Origin of the sequence: Lederbergia galactosidilytica, assembly GCF_017873565.1 — a bacterium.
GTDB lineage: Bacteria > Bacillota > Bacilli > Bacillales > Bacillaceae_C > Lederbergia > Lederbergia galactosidilytica.
This window is the reverse complement of record NZ_JAGGKH010000001.1, coordinates 317202-337021: the sequence shown is the minus strand read 5'-3', so window position 1 is coordinate 337021 and position 19820 is coordinate 317202. Positions and strand designations below refer to the sequence as shown.

16 protein-coding genes are annotated in these 19820 nt (G+C 37.7%); all 16 read left to right on the top strand.

The features are described from left to right. Positions 1-76 precede the first annotated feature (76 nt). The 16 genes from tnpB (at position 77) to J2Z23_RS01410 (ending at position 19800) form a co-directional block, all read left to right on the top strand. Positions 77-1198 (top strand): IS200/IS605 family element RNA-guided endonuclease TnpB, encoded by a 1122-nt coding sequence (gene tnpB / locus J2Z23_RS01485; RefSeq protein WP_209973048.1) that lies wholly within the window; start codon positions 77-79, stop codon positions 1196-1198. Between the two features lie 457 nt (positions 1199-1655). Beyond that, entirely contained in the window at positions 1656-2798 is a 1143-nt protein-coding gene (locus J2Z23_RS01480) for a sensor histidine kinase (RefSeq protein WP_064467968.1), read from the top strand. Between the two features lie 47 nt (positions 2799-2845). Next, entirely contained in the window at positions 2846-3526 is a 681-nt protein-coding gene (locus J2Z23_RS01475) for a response regulator (protein WP_064467969.1), read from the top strand. Positions 3527-3748: 222 nt separating this feature from the next. Further along, positions 3749-4591, top strand: a complete 843-nt coding sequence (locus tag J2Z23_RS01470; RefSeq protein WP_209973047.1) for a DegV family protein — start codon at positions 3749-3751, stop codon at positions 4589-4591. 346 nt (positions 4592-4937) lie between these two features. Then, the gene (locus J2Z23_RS01465; protein WP_209973045.1) at positions 4938-6719 is read left to right on the top strand and encodes a cache domain-containing sensor histidine kinase; all 1782 of its coding nucleotides are present in this window, start codon (positions 4938-4940) and stop codon (positions 6717-6719) included. Further along, entirely contained in the window at positions 6712-8253 is a 1542-nt protein-coding gene (locus J2Z23_RS01460; protein WP_209973043.1) for a response regulator, read from the top strand. The genes J2Z23_RS01465 and J2Z23_RS01460 overlap by 8 nt, the downstream gene beginning before the upstream one ends. Positions 8254-8407: 154 nt before the next feature. Further along, positions 8408-9718 (top strand): ABC transporter substrate-binding protein, encoded by a 1311-nt coding sequence (locus J2Z23_RS01455; RefSeq protein WP_128747500.1) that lies wholly within the window; start codon positions 8408-8410, stop codon positions 9716-9718. Positions 9719-9853: 135 nt separating this feature from the next. After that, the gene (locus J2Z23_RS01450) at positions 9854-10750 is read left to right on the top strand and encodes a carbohydrate ABC transporter permease (protein WP_057983848.1); all 897 of its coding nucleotides are present in this window, start codon (positions 9854-9856) and stop codon (positions 10748-10750) included. Positions 10751-10779: 29 nt separating this feature from the next. Next, positions 10780-11658: a carbohydrate ABC transporter permease gene (locus tag J2Z23_RS01445; protein WP_057984330.1), complete on the top strand. Its 879-nt coding sequence runs from the start codon at positions 10780-10782 to the stop codon at positions 11656-11658. A gap of 186 nt (positions 11659-11844) precedes the next feature. Next, positions 11845-12495, top strand: a complete 651-nt coding sequence (locus tag J2Z23_RS01440) for a YesL family protein (protein ID WP_209973041.1) — start codon at positions 11845-11847, stop codon at positions 12493-12495. A gap of 602 nt (positions 12496-13097) precedes the next feature. Continuing rightward, the gene (locus tag J2Z23_RS01435) at positions 13098-13256 is read left to right on the top strand and encodes a hypothetical protein (RefSeq protein WP_165589587.1); all 159 of its coding nucleotides are present in this window, start codon (positions 13098-13100) and stop codon (positions 13254-13256) included. A gap of 218 nt (positions 13257-13474) precedes the next feature. Beyond that, positions 13475-14869, top strand: a complete 1395-nt coding sequence (locus J2Z23_RS01430) for an ATP-dependent helicase ComFA (protein ID WP_209973039.1) — start codon at positions 13475-13477, stop codon at positions 14867-14869. Then, complete coding sequence (locus tag J2Z23_RS01425; RefSeq protein ID WP_209973038.1) at positions 14866-15576, top strand: ComF family protein; 711 nt, start codon at positions 14866-14868, stop codon at positions 15574-15576. The genes J2Z23_RS01430 and J2Z23_RS01425 overlap by 4 nt, the downstream gene beginning before the upstream one ends. Positions 15577-16517: 941 nt before the next feature. Then, positions 16518-16925 (top strand): TIGR03826 family flagellar region protein, encoded by a 408-nt coding sequence (locus tag J2Z23_RS01420; RefSeq protein ID WP_209973037.1) that lies wholly within the window; start codon positions 16518-16520, stop codon positions 16923-16925. Positions 16926-17025: 100 nt separating this feature from the next. Further along, positions 17026-17283 carry a flagellar biosynthesis anti-sigma factor FlgM gene (gene flgM / locus J2Z23_RS01415; protein ID WP_057983861.1) on the top strand — a complete coding sequence of 86 codons (258 nt, stop codon included), beginning with the start codon at positions 17026-17028 and terminating at the stop codon, positions 17281-17283. A 315-nt stretch (positions 17284-17598) separates the two neighbouring features. Then, positions 17599-19800: a hypothetical protein gene (locus tag J2Z23_RS01410; protein ID WP_209973036.1), complete on the top strand. Its 2202-nt coding sequence runs from the start codon at positions 17599-17601 to the stop codon at positions 19798-19800. Positions 19801-19820: the final 20 nt, after the last annotated feature.

Here is a 19820-nt window from a genome sequence, read left to right as displayed (position 1 = left end):
TGTCGGTTGGCGGTAGCTAAAGTCCTTCCATATGGTATAATTAGAACGAATGTTCCGTAAAGATGAGGTGAAATAAATGTTAGTCAACAAGGCATATAAGTTTCGTATATATCCAAATAAGGAACAACAAATCCTAATTGCAAAAACAATAGGCTGTTCTCGTTTTGTATTCAATCATTTTCTAGCACAATGGAATGATACTTACAAAGATACAGGCAAAGGATTAACTTACAACGCTTGTTCTTCTCAATTAACACAACTAAAAAAAGAGTTAGTGTGGTTAAAAGAAGTTGATAGCATTGCTATTGAATCATCACTTAAAAACCTTGCTGATTCATATTCTCGATTTTTTAAAAAGCAAAATAAGGCACCACGCTTCAAGTCTAAAAAGAACGCAGTGCAATCTTACACAACCAAGCACACGAACGGGAATATCGCTATTGTAGGCAATAGAATTAAGTTACCTAAACTTGGTCTTGTTTGCTTTTCCAAAAGTCGTGAAGTAGAAGGGCGTATTCTTAATGCTACAATTAGACGAAATCCTAGTGGGAAATACTTCGTGTCTATTCTTGCAGAAACAGAAGTACAACCATTAGAAAAAACAGGTTCCCCTGTTGGTGTTGACTTAGGGTTAAAAGACTTCGCTATTTTGAATACGGGAAAAGTATTCTCCAATCCAAAATGGCTACGCAAACTTGAAGAAAAATTAGCAAACGCACAACGAATCCTTTCCAGACGTGTGGAAGGTTCTTTCAATTGGAATAAACAACGTGTCAAGGTTGCAAGAATCCACGAACGTATCACCAATGCAAGAACAGACTACTTACAAAAAATCTCAACTTACATCATTAAAAACCACGATGTTGTAGGAATTGAAGATTTGCAAGTATCAAATATGCTGAAGAACCACAAGTTAGCCAAAGCCATTAGTGAAGTATCTTGGTCACAATTTAGAACCATGCTTGAGTACAAAGCGAAATGGTATGGCAAGGAAGTAATTGCTGTATCTAAAACCTTTGCAAGTTCTCAACTATGTTCTTGCTGTGGCTATCAAAATAAAGACGTTAAGAATCTAAATCTTCGTAAGTGGGATTGCCCTTCTTGTGGCACACATCACGACAGAGATATTAACGCAGGACAAAATCTAAGAGATGAAGCGATAAGACTTCAAACCGTAGGGACTACGGGGATAGCCTAATCAATTAGAATCCGATCGGATTCTGTACTTAGGAATCCCCCACTTCAAGCTACTCGTAAGATTGCTAAGTGGTGGGTAGTTCAAGGTAAGCTGAAGAGTACCTTGCATAATTTTGACTTTTGAATTACGATTCTATGTTCGGAGCAAAAACTAGGACAGAAGCAACACATCTATCTATTTCGAAATAATTGTAAGCTAAACTTAATATTTATGACGAAATTCCGTGATATAATATTGAAATAGATATGAAGCCGTTTATAAGTAAAAATAGATAGAATCCAAGTTTTTGCTTATAGGTCTATTAGCCTTTGACATGGGTCTTTTAGGGTGAAGTAAGTTGTGGGTTATTAGCCTTTAAGATGGATTTTATTTAAAATACGACATAAAAATAGTTGGATATTACGTAATAATGTAAAATAAATTTAATCCAGAAAGGAGGGTATCCTTCAAAGGGAAGATGCCACTAAGAAAACTTGATGTAAAAGCACTGGATTTTATTGTAGAACAAATGATAGATACTGTTGACAAAAGTAAAAATGAGATATTTCGGATTGGAGAACAATGTCGAAAAGATCATGATTCTCTTGTTGCGGAATTAAGAGAGATCAAAACAAAGGTTGGGCAAGTGATCGCTGAGAGTGATGAACTTGAAGAAAAATCGCGTTATGCAAGAAAACGCCTTTCAGAAGTGAGCCGAAACTTTAAGACTTATTCCGAGGAACAAGTCCGAAAAGTATATGAATTTGCTCATAATTTGCACACACAGTATATTGTCAATGAACAATTAGAAAAGCAACTTAGACAGAGACGAGATGATTTAGAAAGAAGATTACTAGGACTACAAGAAACCATTGACCGTTCAGAATTACTCGTATCACAAATCACGGTCATTTCAAATTACCTTATAAGTGATATTAAAGATATTGGGATCGCTTTAGAAGACGCCAAGATGAAACAAGATTTTGGATTACGGATCATTGAGGCACAAGAAGAAGAAAGAAAGCGAATATCTCGAGAAATCCATGACGGACCTGCACAGCTTTTAGCTAATGTATTAATCCGTTCTGATATAGCAGAGAAAGTACATATTGAACAAGGACCTGATGAAGCATTTAAAGAAATCCAGAGTTTAAAGGAAATGATTCGTGATGCTCTTTATGAAGTGCGACGGATTATTTATGATTTACGACCGATGGCTTTGGATGATTTAGGTTTAATTCCAACTCTTAAAAAATATATTTCGACTATGGGTGAATACCATCCATCTGTATATATTCAATTTGTTAATTTGGGAGAAGATAAGCGCTTGCCTTCCAAATATGAAGTAGCTTTATTTCGCTTGATTCAGGAATCTCTTAATAATGCACTTAAACATGCGAATGCAAAAGAAATTAAAGTGAAATTACAAGTTTGCAATGAGCGAGTATCTGTTGTAATAAGAGATGATGGAAAAGGCTTTGATCCATCTGTGAATAAAAATGGATCATTTGGTTTAATAGGTATGAAGGAGCGGATTGCTATTTTAGAAGGGGATTTAAAGATTGAATCCGCACCTAATAAAGGTACATTGATCAATATAAAGGTACCAGTATTAGAATAAATAAATAAATGAGAAAAACTGCCGATAGATATGTAGGGGGAGAAAAAATGACCACAAAGATAGTTATTATCGATGATCACCAATTGTTTCGCGAAGGAGTAAAACGAATTCTAGAATTCGAAAAATCTTTTTCAGTTGTAGCGGAAGGGGACGACGGTTCTGATGTAATTGGCTTAGTAGAAGAACACCATCCAGATGTCGTGTTACTAGACATTAATATGAAGGATACAAATGGTATTGAAGCTACACGCCAATTGATTGAATCTTATCCTGATACAAAAGCAATGATCTTGTCGATTCATGATGATGAGGCATATGTGACACATGCTTTAAAAACAGGAGCATCTGGTTATATGCTTAAGGAGATGGATTCCGACGAATTAATTGAAGCTGTAAAAGTGGTAGCAGACGGAGGATCATATATCCATCCGAAAATTACTCATAAGCTTGTTAATGAATACCGTCGCCTTGCTAACCAACAAAACGATGGTCATGGATATCAACAACCAGAAGTACAAATACCACTTCATTTGCTCACAAGTAGAGAATGTGAGGTATTACAATTACTAGCAGATGGAAAAAGTAACCGCGCGATCGGAGAAACTCTGTATATAAGCGAAAAAACGGTTAAAAACCATGTGAGTAATATACTTCAAAAAATGAATGTCAATGACCGGACACAAGCCGTTGTCACCGCAATTAAAAACGGCTGGGTAGAAGTTCGCTAAATGGAAAAGGAATCTGTTAAAAAATTTAACAGATTCTTTTTTTTTGGGGCTTGCTTTTAAATTGGTTTCTCTGCTTAGGAATGGGTTACATTCTTTTGAACTAGCTTTCTCCACGGCTGATATGGGAAGCATTTTATAATCCTTTCAATTTGTCTTTTCAAAGGAAGGTTTATTCGATAGAATGATGAGAACAAAGTAAATATAAAAATGAGGTTGATAGCAATGAAGACAGCTGTTGTGACAGATAGTACTTCATATATACCAAAGCATGTTCGCGAAACTCTTGATATTCATATGATTCCGCTTAGTGTTGTCATTAAGGGAGAAACGTATCGAGAAGAGATTGATATAACAATGAAAGATTTCTATGATGAAGTGAGAAATGGAGACAAGCTTCCAACAACAACTCAACCACCAATTGGGGAATTTGAAAAGCTATTTACTGAACTTGCGAAAGAGTTTGATGCGATTATTAGTGTTCATCTTTCCAGTGGTATAAGTGGAACGTATCAAGGAGCGGTTGCGGCAGGTGATACGATTGCTGGTGCGAAAGTCTATGCTTATGATTCAGAGCTTAGTTGTATGGCACAAGGTTTTTATGCGATCAAAGCGGCAACAATGGCCAAGGAAGGAAAAGAACCCAGCGAAATTCTTGCTGAGCTAGATGAGATGAAGAAGCATATGCGTGCCTATTTCATGGTAGATGATCTTGCTCATCTCCAACGTGGTGGGAGATTGACAAGTGCGCAGGCGATAATTGGAAGTTTGTTAAGTATAAAGCCACTCCTCCATTTTCAGGATAAAGTAATTGTTCCCTTTGAAAAAATTCGTTCTCGTAAAAAGGCATTGAAACGAATCGTTGATCTTTTAGATGAGGATGTAAAAAAAGGGAAAAGTCTGCAAGCGACGATTATTCACGGTAATCGTTTAGATGAAGCAGTACAATGGAAAGCAGAATTAACTAAGCAATATCCCCATGTAGAATTTAGTATTAGTTATTTCGGTCCTGTCATTGGCACTCATTTAGGTGAAGGGTCCATGGGGCTTTGTTGGACAATTAAATAATTTTTGATAGCTAAATCAATTTCAAAAAGAGATTTTAGCATTCAAATCCGAACAACGTTGATTTCCGCTCCAATCAACTAAGTTAAGGAAATACATTGACTAAGAATTCAATCTTCTTTAACAATAACGTTCGTGTATTGATCATTAATAAGCAATGATGAAATTGACTCAGATATATTCGACCTCCAGAAAAGCTGAAAGTATAGAACCGGTACAATATTGATTGGTTGTACGGCTGGCTTGTTTTGCTCTGGGGGTTCTTTGTAATGGAGAATAATAATGTGAATGGAGTCGGAGCTTCTAAGAAAAGCGCTTAACACCATGGTTAGGGGGAATCTTACTCATAATGACAAAACGCGAATACTTGATGAAAAAAATCTATTTTAATCAGCCTATTAAAAGGAAATTAATTATTTTAATCACTTGTATTATGATCATTTCTTTAATGGTAACGGTTGCAGGATTACAATATGCTTTTTATAGCTATGATGAGCAAATTTATGTAAAATCCTCCGAAGTATTGAATATGTCTGCAAATAATATTGAACATGAATTGAAAAATATCGAAACCGTTTCTTATTCGATTACAACGGATCCACTTATTCAACAATATTTGACGACCTTAAAGGAGGCAGAGACGGAATATGAAAAATTCTCTATTCGTTCCAAACTTGCAGATAAAGTATTAAATCTCATCAAGTCTGAGGCATATATTGAGGCTGTACATATTGTGGATACCCATGGAGAGGTCCATATTGTTGGAAAGAGACCACAACATATTTCAACCGCCATTCGAGAGAATATAGTCTTTCATTCAAATGAAGCAAGCGGAAGTCATATATGGATGGATCAATTGGAAAATGATATTCCCCTTGTTTCTTCAAGAGAGATTAGAAGATATCAAGATTTAAGTTTTGAACATCTGGGGAATGTTATTATTCGGGTGGATACAGATAAATTAATTCGGCATTTTATGGATAGCTCTAAAAAAACAGAGGGTTATTTTTTAATTCAGAACCATAATGGAGAAAGAATCTATCCTTTAGAAGAAGAAGGAATAGGGAAACTGACCTTTACGAGCAAGGATGAATCAGGTTATCGATTTGAAACGATCAATCAGCGCAAGTATTTTATCGTCCAGATGGAATCAGATTTTTCTAATTGGCATTATTTTAACATTATTCCTTTTAACGAGATATTCCGCCAAATCCTTTTAGTTAAAACGGCTATCCCCATTTTATTTATTGTGATGTTTGTGATTGTTTTAGTGATTGGCATCAAATTTGCCCAAAGTATTACCAATCCTTTGGAAAACTTAGCAGCAGGGATGAAATATATTCAAAACGGGAATTTTAGCAAAGCAAAAAGTGAGATTTTATATATGTCAAAGCTTCATAAAGATGAGGTGGGAGAATTACATAAAAACTTTTTAGCGATGACTCAACAAATTGATGATCTTATTCATGCCAATTACTCGAAGCAAATTATGATCAAAGAAACGGAATTCAAGGCATTACAAGCGCAAATTAATCCCCATTTTTTATACAATACATTGGAATCGATTAACTGGTTAGCCAAAAGTAATCAGCAAATGCAGATTTCTCATATGGTTGAATCACTTGGTTACTTATTACGAAACTCAATCACTTGGAAAGAGCCCTTAGTTTCGATAGAAGAAGAATTGAAAATTGTCGAAAATTACGTGACGATTCAGAAGTATCGTTTTGAGGAAAGACTACAATTTCACATTGAGGTAGATACAAGTTTATACCCTTATAAAATTCCAAAATTAACCTTACAACCAATAATTGAAAATGCGATTCATTATGCTTTAGAGCCAATGATCGAACCATGCTGGATTACGATAACTTCTGTGAAGAGAGAAAAGACAATCGAGTTAATTGTTAAAGATAATGGGCCTGGAATGGATGAAGAACTTTTAGAACGAGTGCGGAATTATCATGTCCAAACGAAAGGTCAAGGGATTGGGCTGAAAAATATCGACGGACGGATTAAACGGCTATTTGGTGAGCAATATGGCTTAAGGATAGAAAGTGAACAAGGGATAGGGACGAGTGTTATTATTCTTTTACCTTACGAAAAAGGGTGGGATCAAAGAGATGTATAAAGTATTGCTTGTCGATGATGAGAGAATAATTTTGGAAGGGATTTCAAATTTTATTAACTGGGAAAGCTATCAAGCAGCTTTAGTAGGAACAGCCAAGAATGGGGTAGAAGCTTATCGAATGATTGAAGCGAAAGGACCCGATATTGTCATTACCGATATAAAGATGCCTGGCATGAATGGGGTAGAATTGGTAAAAAAAGTCCATGAAAAATATCCTGATATCCGCTTTATTATGCTTTCAGGTTTTGCAGAGTTTGATTATGCAAAACAGGCGATGGAATATGGAGTCAAACATTATTTGCTTAAGCCATGTAATGAAAACAGTATTATCCAAGCCTTAACAGAATGTATTGAAGAGATCGAAGAAGTACAATCTAAAGATCAATTTATTCTGGAGATGAAGCAGCGAATAGAGAAAATGCTTCCATATGCAAAAGAACAGTTATTAAAGGAATTTGTCACTAAGGATAGTTCTGGAAGCAAAGAATTAGAGTATTATCAACAACTCTTTCATATTGAGCTACAAGATCCGCTTGTCAAACTGATCCTATTCCAAATTGAAGAGTTAATCGAGTATGAGCTTTTATTTGTCATCAAAAATATTACCGAAAATATTTTTAATAATATCATTCTAAGTTGTACAGTTGGCCAACATTTTCTACTCATGATCGATAATTCAGCGCAAACGGATCATCTACTTGAGCAAATTGAACAAGTTCGCGAACAATTTCATCAATATTATCAAAGAGATATTACCATTGCCATTAGTGAAGAAGGCAAAATGGTTTCAGCTAGACAGCTTTATCAACAAACATTGGAATGTCTACAGCATCGCTTTTATTTAGGGGAAGGGAGCATTATTACGCAAACTGATATTACAACTCAACCAATCCGAGAAAACCACTTACAATTTGATGAGCAAAAGTTTTGTTTATTAGTGAAGTCTGGACGATGGGATGATGCGAACAGAGAGTTAGAACAATTTTTTCAGCAATTAGTTCAGCTTCGTTTAGATATCCAAACAACAAAATCCTATGTCATCCAACTTTTTAATGGAATGATTCGCATCTGCTCTCCGGAACAAATGAAGGAATACTTACGAGTGATGCCAGAGTTACTGGAATTAGACACAATTCATAGTATGCATGTATTTTTTTCAGAGATTGCCGAGGAAATCACTCTTCAGTTTTATGAGCAAAATCGCAGTAAACATTCAGCAATCATTCAAAAGGTTTTGGAAATCATTGAGAATGAATTGGGAAATCAGCATCTCTCCCTTAATTTCATTGCTAATGAAAGAATGTTTATGAGCCCAGATTATTTAGGAAAGCTGTTTAAAAAAGAAATGGGAGAGCGCTTTTCTACTTATATTACGAAAAGGCGGATGGAACAGGCGATACAGCTAATTGATCAAGAAAAGGATGTCAAAATCTTTGAAGTGGCAGAAAAGCTTGGCTTTACAGATTCTCAGTATTTCAGCCAAGTGTTTAAGAAACAAACAGGTTTTACCCCTTCAGAATACAAAAAGGTTTAAACTGATTCAGTACAAAGATCCTCATTATGAAGTGTCTACCATTCTCTCTTTTTTAAACAATTAGAACTGTTTTTTCTATCATCGATGAAACAGTTCTTTTGTTATACTATAATTGCAATCGCTTACAGGAAGTGAAAAGGGGAGGAAGATGAAGGTGAGAAAAAGTCTAATTTTACTTTTTGGCATTATGATGGTCTTTTGGTTAGCCGCGTGTAGTAGTGATAACACTTCTACAGGAAACGATAATGGATCAGATGGAAATAAAGATAATGCAAATGGTGGAGAAGGAGAAGTTACTTTGCGTATTGCCTGGTGGGGTGACCAGACAAGACATGATTACACAAATGAAGTGATTAAACTCTTTGAAGAGAAAAATCCCAATGTAAAAGTTGAGGCCGAATATGCTAGTTGGGATGATTACTGGCAGAAGCTTGCTCCACAGGCTGCAGCCAATGAACTACCAGATATTATTCAAATGGACCTTTCTTATATCTCTCAATATGCGAAAAATAATCAATTAGCTGATTTAAACCCGTTCTTTGGTGAACAAATTGATACCTCCAATATTGCTGACACGATTATTTCAGGTGGAGAAGTTGGTGATGGTGTCTATGGATTTAATTTAGGAGTTAATGCGCTTGGTTTTAATTATGATCCGGAAATGTTAAAGGAAATTGGTGTAGATGCTATTCCTGAAGATTGGACATGGGATGACTATAAAGAAATATCTGCAAAAGCTAAAGATGCTGGTATTTATTTTGATACTGGAATGAAGGCGGATGTGTTTTTCAATTACTATCTTCGTACGCAAGGGAAACGACTCTATGCTGAAGATGGTTCAGGATTAGGGTATGATGATGATCAACTATTTACCGATTTCTTTACGATGGCGAAGGAACAAGTCGATAATGGTGTAACACCAACACCAGACTTTCTAGCACAACTAACAGGCATTGAAGATGACCCAGTTGTGAAGCAAGAAGGTGTAGGTGTATGGCAATGGTCAAATCAATTTGTCGGCTTACAACAAGTAGCAGATCGCCCAATGGAAATAGGACCAATGCCTGGGCCTGGAGCGAAAGAAGGTTTATTCCTAAAGCCAAGTATGTTCTTCTCTGTATCAGAAAACTCTAAACATAAAGAAGCAGCAGCTGAGTTTATCAATTTCTTTATCAATGATGAAGAGGCAAATAAATTAATTTTAGGTGAACGTGGTGTACCAGTATCATCAGAAATAAAAGAAGCGCTTAAATCTGAGGTATCAGAAGCCCAAGCGCAAGTATTTGATTACGTAGAATGGGCTGAAGAAAACAGCACACCAATGGGAGCACCAGATCCTGCCGCAGCCGGACAAATTATTGAACTATTAGACAGCTTATCAGAGCAAATGAATTACGGGCAAATTAGTCCTAAGGATGCGGCTAAGAACTTTAGACAACAAGCGGAAAGTATATTAGGAAATTAATGAGCAAATGATGGAGTTGTCCAGTAAGTTTTCAACAAGCAAAAGACGGAAAAATGAATGGATCTATTTTCATTTTCGAATTTTGAGAGACAGCTCCATCAAGCTTTCAAACATCATTAGAAAGGGGATGAGTGTATGAGTGTGCGCTTACGGGATAACTTATGGGGTTACTTTTTTATCGGGCCATTTATTATTGGTTTTTTAGCATTTACCTTAATCCCAATCGTTTCCTCTCTATACTTTTCATTTACTTCATACGATTTGTTTTCAGCGCCTAAATGGATCGGATTAGATAATTTCAAAAAAATGTTTACAGATGATCCACGATATTTGCAATCATTAAAAGTTACCTTTATTTATGTGTTTGGCGGGGTACCATTGCGGTTAGCATTCGCTTTATTAGTCGCCATGTTGCTTAACACCGCTTCACGAGCAGTTGGTCTTTATCGAACGATGTATTATTTACCATCCCTTATTGGTGGGAGTGTCGCTGTCGCGATTATGTGGCGTAATATTTTTGGGGATGAAGGAATTATTAATATCTTGCTTCAGTTCTTCGGTGTTGATGCGATTCGCTGGTTTGGGAATCCAACAGCAGCCCTGTGGATGCTTATATTCCTATCAATCTGGCAATTTGGTTCTTCAATGCTGATCTTTTTAGCTGGTTTAAAATCGATCCCCCAAAGTTACTATGAGGCAGCTAGTGTTGATGGAGCAAATTTTATGCAAAAGTTTGTAAAAATTACGATTCCTATGCTTAGCCCTGTCATGTTATTCAACGCTATTATGCAAACGATTGGTGCTTTTATGACATTTGTTCCAGCTTTTATTATTTCGAAAGGTACAGGGGGGCCGCTCGACGGAACACTTCTTTATTCATTGTATCTATTCAAACAAGGATTTGAATTCTTTAATATGGGTTATGCATCAGCAATGGCTTGGGTGATGCTTATCATTATTGCGATCTTAACTTCAATTATCTTTGCGACATCGAAATTTTGGGTGCATTATGAATCAGAAGGAGGCAGGTAACTGTGCAGGAATTAAAATCTGAAGAAATTATGCATCATGGTACGAAAAAAAGCATCGGCAAACGCCGGCCTTCTAAGTTGAAGCCAAAATATATTTTATATCATGTTTTAGTTGGTGGTTTTGCGATATTACTGCTATATCCAGTAATATGGCTGATCATGAGTTCTTTTAAAGTAAGTGATCAAATCTTCATTACAGCCGAATCTTTAATACCTAAGCCGTTTATTCTCGATAATTTCGGACAAGGTTGGCAAGGGTTTGGTGGACACTCCTTTGGTGTATTTATTAAAAACACTCTAATATTTGTTCTATTAGTGTTAATTGGTCATTTAGTATCCTGTTCATTAATTGCGTTCGGGTTTGCTAGACTGAAGTTTGCGGGAAGAGGCTTTTGGTTTGCGATCATGCTTGTTACGCTTATGTTACCTTATGAAGTCGTCATGATTCCGCAATACATTATTTTTGCAAAGCTTGATTGGTTAAATTCATTAAAGCCACTTGTTATACCTGCCTATTTTGGTCATCCATTTTTCATCTTCCTCTTGGTCCAATTTATTCGTACGATTCCAAGGGAATTGGATGAGGCAGCGACTATTGATGGGTGTAATACATTTGGTATTTATCGACGGATTATTTTACCCTTGATTACTCCAGCATTAGCAACTACCGCTATTTTCACTTTTTACTGGACTTGGGATAATTTGCTTGGCCCAGTACTTTATTTGAATAGTCCTAGTAAATATACAGTTTCCATGGCGCTTAATATGTTCCTAAGTAATGAAACAGTATCAAATTGGGGTGCGATGTTCGCCATGTCTGTTGTCACACTGATTCCAGTATTTGTGATCTTCTTTATTTTCCAACGCTATGTTGTGGATGGCATTAGTACGAGTGGGTTAAAGGGATAAATATGCCAGACTCTAGTGATCGATTTTCGCTGTAGGCTTCCTATAACATATTGCTTGTGCAGAAATTGCGGATGCATTAGGCGAACAGATGATAATCTGTGTACCTTTATAGTAAGTCGCCCTATTTTGCCAAATCACTAGAGTTTCCTTCCATAAAAATTCACATGAAATAAGGGTGAGTGACAAATGAGAGCAATAAATACAGCATTAGAATGGATCACAAGATTAGCTTATTTAAATATATTGTGGATCGCTTTTTCAGCTGCTGGCTTGATTGTGGTAGGTCTTTTTCCGGCTACTGCGGCCACATTTGCTGTTGCACGGAAATGGGCCATGGGACAAACGGATGTAGCTGTTTTTAAAACATTTTGGGCATCATACAAAAAAGAGCTTGTGAAAAGTAATATGCTTGGCTATATATTGTTATTGATCGGCTATATTCTGTATTTGGATTTTGTATTTCTTACGGTATCCCCAAGTAATATGACGGCAATCCTGACGATCCCTTTTCTCGTTATAGGGTTTATTTATGTTTTAACATTGTTTTATGTCTTTCCAAGCTTTGTCCACTATGATCAAAAGATCTTTCGAGTTATTAAAAGTTCCTTTTTCGTGATGATCATTAACCCTCTACCAACTCTGACAATGCTTATTGGTACTTTTGGCATTAGTGCTATTTTATGGAAATTTCAAGGATTAGCGATCTTCTTTAGTATGAGCGTATTGGCCGTTGTAATCATGATGCCAGCCCATCGGGCATTTGAAAAAATCAATAAAAAGCAGGCAATCTATTCACAGAAGCGATCTTTAGAAGAAGACATACAAAAAGTCCGGTAAATAAAGTGACTAGAACAACAGAGTTTTCAGCTATTGTACGTATAACCTGCTTTGGAAAGAAACTTCGCTTTCTGCAAGCTATTAGTGAGCTTCGGGCTTCATGACGTTCTAGTGTTGGCTTTGCTCAAGGACGTTCCACCGCTAAAGTAATGCATTGGTCTTCATTTTTTAGCTTCCTATTTTGCTATTTTGTTATGTCCTAGCTTCCGTTCAGTGATTTGAAGGAAATCAGAACACAGCGCTTTGCTATTCGTTTATAGCAAAGCTTTGTTTAGTATAATTGGAATTACCAAATGTAAATCGTCATCAGACAATACAGTTGCATTGTATATAAAGGTTATTCGTATTAACCTCAAGAAAATATGAATCGATAAGCCATCCAAGCAAATGGAATAGGCGAGACACCTGCGGGAAGTAAGAGAACTTCAAGGCCCCTGAAGGTAGAGCTTGAGGAGATTTGACACTCGCCCATTACTTTCCGCTCAACCTTCAAGTCTACCGGTTGTTGGGATCATGACGTCGGCTCAGCGTGTTAGAATTAGAAAGAAGATGTTGCATCTTTTTTAAAATATAGGAGAATTGGGGAAAAAGGGAGGTTCTGTATGAATAATTGGCTGTATACGCTATATGCCCTCGTTTTAGGTGTTGTCGCATTTTTTACCGGTGAAATCGTAACCTTTATCATGCTAGGTTTAATCTTAATCGCGCTTATAAACATCAATAATACACTTAAGAAGATGGTTAAAAAAGATGAGGATTAAGATAACTAATATTGCCGGTTAAGTGGTCACTGTACTTCATCATCAGAAGCTATGGCAATGTATCGCGCATTTGCGAAAATTAATATGGAGCAAGAAACTGTTCATGAAAACATGCCTGTGAAAGACTTTCCAAATCATTCAGACTCAGCTAGAATAGAACTATGGAGGCGAGAGCGTCTTCATAATCGTCTCTATAGTACACTCATTGAGGTGATGAATTGGAAAAATTTTCTCCACAATTGCAAGAATTCCTCTCTGGTCGCTCCTTACTACATCAAGAAATCCCCTTTGCAGAATCGATCATTAACGAACATCTCCAACACGGATTTTTGAAAAAGACACCCGGTATTTTAGGTAAAAAGGGGGCATTGCAATGCCAACGCTGTCATAATCGCACGCAACGTTTATTTGCATCATTTCCGTGTGCTTGTTGTGGAAAGGTGAGTCATTATTGTCGCAATTGTATACAGATGGGACGAGTATCCACATGCACAGTGCTTTATAGCTGGATTGGTCCACCTGTCGAATGGGACAACTATTTGCCAAAGGTCGAAACCTATTTAGAATGGGAGGGAAGTCTTTCCCAAGGACAAAAGCAAGCTTCATTAGCTGTAGTCGAAGCGGTACATTCTCATACCGAATTCCTTTGTTGGGCCGTATGTGGAGCTGGAAAAACGGAAGTTCTTTTTGCTGGTATTCATGCAGCGTTAAAAAGAAAACAGCGCGTATGTGTGGCAACACCGAGGACAGATGTTGTCCTTGAATTAGCACCACGGTTTCGAAAGGTTTTTCCGAAAATTTCAGTCGCGGCTCTTTATGGTGGTAGTGAAGATCGGCATCTGTTTGCACCATTAACAATCTCGACTACCCATCAATTGTTTCGATTTGCACAAGCTTTTGACGTTATCATCGTTGATGAGGTGGATGCTTTCCCATTTTCATATGATCAAAGCTTACAAGCGGCTGTTCAAAAAGCAGCCAAGCCTCAATCAGCTCGCATCTTTTTAACAGCGACACCCTCGGAAAAATGGCAAGTGGAATGTAAATATGGAAAACGCCCCCATATTAAAATCCCTGCACGTTATCACCGCTACCCCCTTCCTGTCCCAATATTTAAATGGTGTGGAAATTGGTCAAAAGCATTTGCCAAAGAGAAAATTCCTTCCATTGTTAAAACATGGGTCAAAATCAGGTTAGAAGAAAATAAGCAAGCACTCGTTTTCCTGCCTAATATTCATTTAATGGAAAAGGCTTTACCTCTATTTCAACGATTAGATCCAAAAATTGATTCTGTTCATGCCGAAGATCCTCAGCGGAAACAGAGAGTTGAAAAGATGAGAAATAAAGAAATACCGATCCTACTAACGACAACGATCTTAGAAAGAGGCGTTACCTTTCCAAATATTGATGTTGCTGTGGTGGGAGCGGAAGATGAGATTTTCACGGAGGCTGCACTCGTGCAAATTTCTGGTCGGGTTGGAAGAAGTATCGATTTTCCAAAAGGAAATATTACATTTTTCCATTATGGGCGGACAAAAGCGATGATTCGGGCACTGACTCATATCGACCAAATGAATCAAGCAGCGAGAAAGGAAGGGTTGATTGATTCATGAATGACTATTGTTTGGTCTGTGATAATCATCTGAAAAGGGAATTAACATGGACATCCTTTATTTTTCCAACTATCCATTCTCCCATATGCTCCATATGTGAAGCGAAACTCCAATTGATTACAGGTGAACGTTGTCGAATCTGTTCTCGTTCTCTAGCTACATTGAATAAGAAGTTCGTCCAAGCAGATGTATGTCTGGATTGCGTTCGTTGGGAACAAGATCCCCATTGGAATCATTGTCTCAAACAAAACATCTCGCTCTATCATTATAATGAATTTTTAAAAGAAATTATGGCCCTCTTTAAATTTCGTGGGGATTATATTTTAGCTGAAATTTTTGCTCAATCTTTATCTAGGCAATTGAAAAAGCTCTCATTCGATTTGATCGTGGCGATTCCTTTAAGTGATGAACGCTTGAAAGAAAGGGGATTTAACCAAGCAGAAGCCCTAGCTCGAATGGCTGGGCAGGAAACGAAAGCTTATTTAAAAAGAATTCATACAGAAAAACAATCGAAAAAAACACGTGATGAGAGACTAAAACAAAAGCAGATTTTCCAGTTCCAAGGAAATTCAGCGGAGATTAAAGGGAAAAACATCGTCTTAATCGACGATATTTATACAACTGGAGTTACATTAAGACAGGCAGCTCAGGTCTTACAGCAGGCAGGGGCTAAGGAAATTCAGGCCATCACAGTAGCAAGGGGGTAATTACCTCTCTACCTGCAAAAGTCTCCAACTATTACAATTCAAATTTTACGCGAACTTACTGTAAAAAGTTGGAAAGTGCTCCAAAGTGTTGCTATGTACACGAACTTGTTGTGGAAAATTGAAAAAGTGTTCGTAAGCTATAGCTATATGCAATACAATAGATGAATTGTTCTCGTAAAGATCAACCTAGATGAAAATAAATATTATTATTCACTATCTATATTAATACCACTAATAGCAAATTGTATTATATTGTTAACGGAAGTTTACCCGAAATATAAGCTATGGTCTTTAAATAAAAAAGCATACAAAAGTTCCGTTAAAAGTGGACTTTTTGCATGCCTAATATACGTAACTAGAAAAAGATTCCATAGATATGTAAGATTTTATCTGCAATAAATCCCCCAAAAAAAATAGGAGCCTTTTTCATGCCCTTTTTGAACGTTTAGCAAAGAACAAGATTGTTTCGTTGGGAGTTGCGTGTTTTGAAATGCGTTGATTGGAGGGAGTGGCGGCTGGCGACTTCTGCGGATTAGCATGCAGCTCGAGATCCTGCTGGAGTGAGGAACGCAGCGGCTCAAGGCACGTTCAGCTAGAACGGAAATCACCTTTTTCAAAGTGTACGAAAAGTACATTCTATGGCATACCCAAAATAAGTACTAATGGGCACAGTAGGGGCGAATCCAGCCCCATGGAAATACGGTAACTATAAATAAAATTTAGCCTTAATGATATAGCGTTGGACTAAATATCTAGATTTCAAAACCTAAGGTAAACAAGCCCCATTACATGCCGATATAAAAAATAGATGACTTGCAAGAACAAAGGTGAGGATTTATCCTTGCTAATAAGAAACTAAATTTGTAACATAGGAAAATACGTAAATCGATTTTTAACTGCTTTTTAATATAAGATAAAAAGTAATGGAGCGGGGGATTTTCATGGACTTATTAAATTGTCCAACTTGCGGGAAGATTTATGTGAATCATTTCATGCGAGATGTCTGTAATGAATGTTATCAGAAAGAAGAAACAGCTTATGATGAAGTATATCGCTTTTTACGGAAAAGAGAAAATCGTGCAGCTACAATTGAGACAATCGCCGAGGTAACTGGTGTTGAAGTAGAATTATTATATAAATGGTTGAGAAAAGGGCGTTTGCATGCCGCGCAATTTCCAAACCTCGGTTATCCTTGTGACCGTTGTGGGAAACTGATCAAAGAGGGAAAGTTATGTGACTCATGCTCGACAGGACTTAAGGAGGAGCTAACCCAGTTTGAAAAGGAAAAAGAACGGCATGAAGAACTAAGTAAGGTCGTTTATTATTCACAAGATCAGCGAAAAAAGTAACAGAGAAAAATAGTGAATTTCGCCTATGAAAATAACCTAAATATATTGGGGAATTTACCGATATTAATGATACAGACAAAGAAAAGAGGGAGGGAATAAAATGAAAATTAATCCTTTCAGGCATGTCGATAATAATCCATATCAAAGACAAGTCCATAAAAAAGAAGGATCAGAATCTGGTCAAAAGACAGATAAAGTTGAAATTTCCTCCGAAGCCCAAAAAATGCAAAATACTCCATCGATTGTGAAGGAAAGAGAATTACGTGTTGCTGAATTAAAAAAACAAGTGCAAGCTGGAAATTACGAAGTTGATCCTCAAGAAGTTGCAAAAGGCATCGCAAAGTTTTTTGATCTCTAGGATGGAGATGATGTGTGCCTGGTGCAAGACAATTAAATGAATTAAGTACCGAACGGATTCGAAGATGGCTCAAGGAAGAGCGAATAACAGGGGGATTCTCATAGAAGTGATGTCAGTTGGCTTCTATGTATCCCTTTGCATAGCCATGCCGTTATCCGGAGGTCAGGGAATTTGCACCAGTCATCTGGGTATTTCCGCAACCAGCGGGAAGAGGCGAATTCCCTTTTTTATTGAGAAAATAAAGATTACACAATAAATATATGGAATCCATTTAGATAGTTTTAGCTAGTGAGAGGAAAAGGGATGTGAAACAAAATGCAAGTACAAAATGAAGGCCAGACCGCCATTTTGCCACAAACAAATGGAACAGATACGATCAAGCAAGGTGGAACCTATTCCGCTAATGTGAAGGGAAAGCTAGCGGGAAAAGAAGCGCTTATTCAGGTGAAAGGCCAAGAAATGAAGGTACAGTATGAAGGGAAGCTTCCAGACTCTGGAAATGTGCGACTGCAAGTAACTGATTTGAAAACAGATCCCCCGACAGTGAAGGTGCTTCCGAATAATCCGCTAACAACGCCTCAGAAGGCCTCAACACTTCCAGAAGGGACAAAGCAAGCCATTCAAATTTTAAATCAACAGCAAATCCCGATGACACGCGAAATGTTACAAACGGTACAGAAATATATGGATAAAGCGGATGGAACGGTCGATCAAAAGCTGGCCACGATTCAACAAATGGCCAAAAAAAACTTAGATTTTACACCAAGCCAGTTGAAGGCCGTCCATGAGACTTTACATGGAACAAAATTGGGAGAAGTGTTGAATGAACTTGTGCCAAAAGAAATGAAGGGTACCGCAGCCGCGACAAGTGGAGAATCCCGAGAGCTGATCCGTTTAGTCGATATGTTAAAAGGTTTAGGAAAACAAGTTGCCCCAGAAAAAGCCCGCCTGGCCCAAGAAATCATTCGCTTTTTACAAACAGGTGGAAGTGAGAGTCAGGCACTGAAAATGATCGAAGCTGAATTTGCGGGAGAGCTAAAGGCAAATCCTGATCTAGCAAAAGTGATTGCGAATTTGCGCACAGTTTTTCCAGCGGCGATCATTTCACAAATAGATGGAGAACAAGAAATATCAAGCATATCCCCGCAGAAATTTTTTATTGAAACTGCCCTTTCACAGGTGAAAAAGCAACCGCAACTTGAGAAGCTTTTTGCGACGATTCAAAAGGGGATGGATACTTTACCAATCCAGCAGCAACAGGCTTTAGCTGAGACACTTGAAAAAGCGGAACAACTATTGGCGAATGGCAAAGAATTAGCAGCACGCCAAGCACTTGCCGAAGGATTAACAGCATTAGAAACTGGGGAACCACAGCAAGTGGATGCCGGGGCGAATCCAGCTTATCAATTAAGTGAAGAATTTTTAGCGGCAATACCTGCTTCATCGCGAGATCTGCTTGTCACAACAATCACAAAGAAAATGTCACAAGCTGCCCTTGATTTTAAAGCTGTGCAACGAGATATTTCGAATGCCCTCTATACAGCGGAGAAAATGGTCCAACAATCACCTGTACTTGCTAGACCATCATTAGAGACAGCGATCAAACAGCTTGACCAAGCGATTTTGAAAAGTGATTTTATGCTTTATACGGATATGACGACAGAGAAAAAGTTATTGCAAGCTAGTTCGCAATTGCATGAGGCGAAAAAGTGGTTGGCAGCAGGCGAGAGTGGGAAGGCAAGTGAGATTGTTCAGCAAGTGAGATCCACTGTGGATAAAATCATCTTTCAACCATCAGATCAAAGGGTCAAGCATTTTGTGGCGAAACAATGGGCTGATCTACAGGAGGAACCATTGGAAAGGCAACTATGGCGGACGATTGAGGAGCCACAACAGGCTTTACGCCAAGAACCTACGGCAAGACATGCGCTTGAGTACTTGCGCCAATTAGGAATAACCCGTGAAACCGATTTTGCCCACAGCCTGTTAAAAGCCAATGACGCAGACCGCTCTTTAAAGCAAGTGCTCATGAAATTAGCAGAGAGCCATGGCACAGGCCAAAAAGCTGACCAGGCCTTGCAAAATGTCACAGGTCAACAACTGCTTAGTAAACCAGATCCATCTGGATTACAAACGATGATGTTTAGCCTTCCGCTCATCTTGCGAGAACAAGTGGAAAATGTAAAAGTTTTTCTACAATCAAAACAATCAGGACAAAAAATGGATTGGGAGAATTGTAGTCTCTACTTCCTACTGGAAACGAAGCAGGTAGGGGACGTCGGAATCTTATTGTCGGCAACAGATCGAGTATTGTCCGTCACATTAAAAAATGACTCAGCTGGGTTCGAACAGAAAATGAGCCCATTAGTAGAAACGACGAAGGAACGCCTGCAGGAGATCGGTTATCAAGTTGGACAAATTCAGTTCTCTTCATTAAAAGCAGAGGAGAACAAAAGGGAGACTCCTGTAAAAGGCCAACCAATCTTGTCAGATCGTGGGTATGATTATTCTGTTTGATTTTTAAAGAAAGTGAGTTT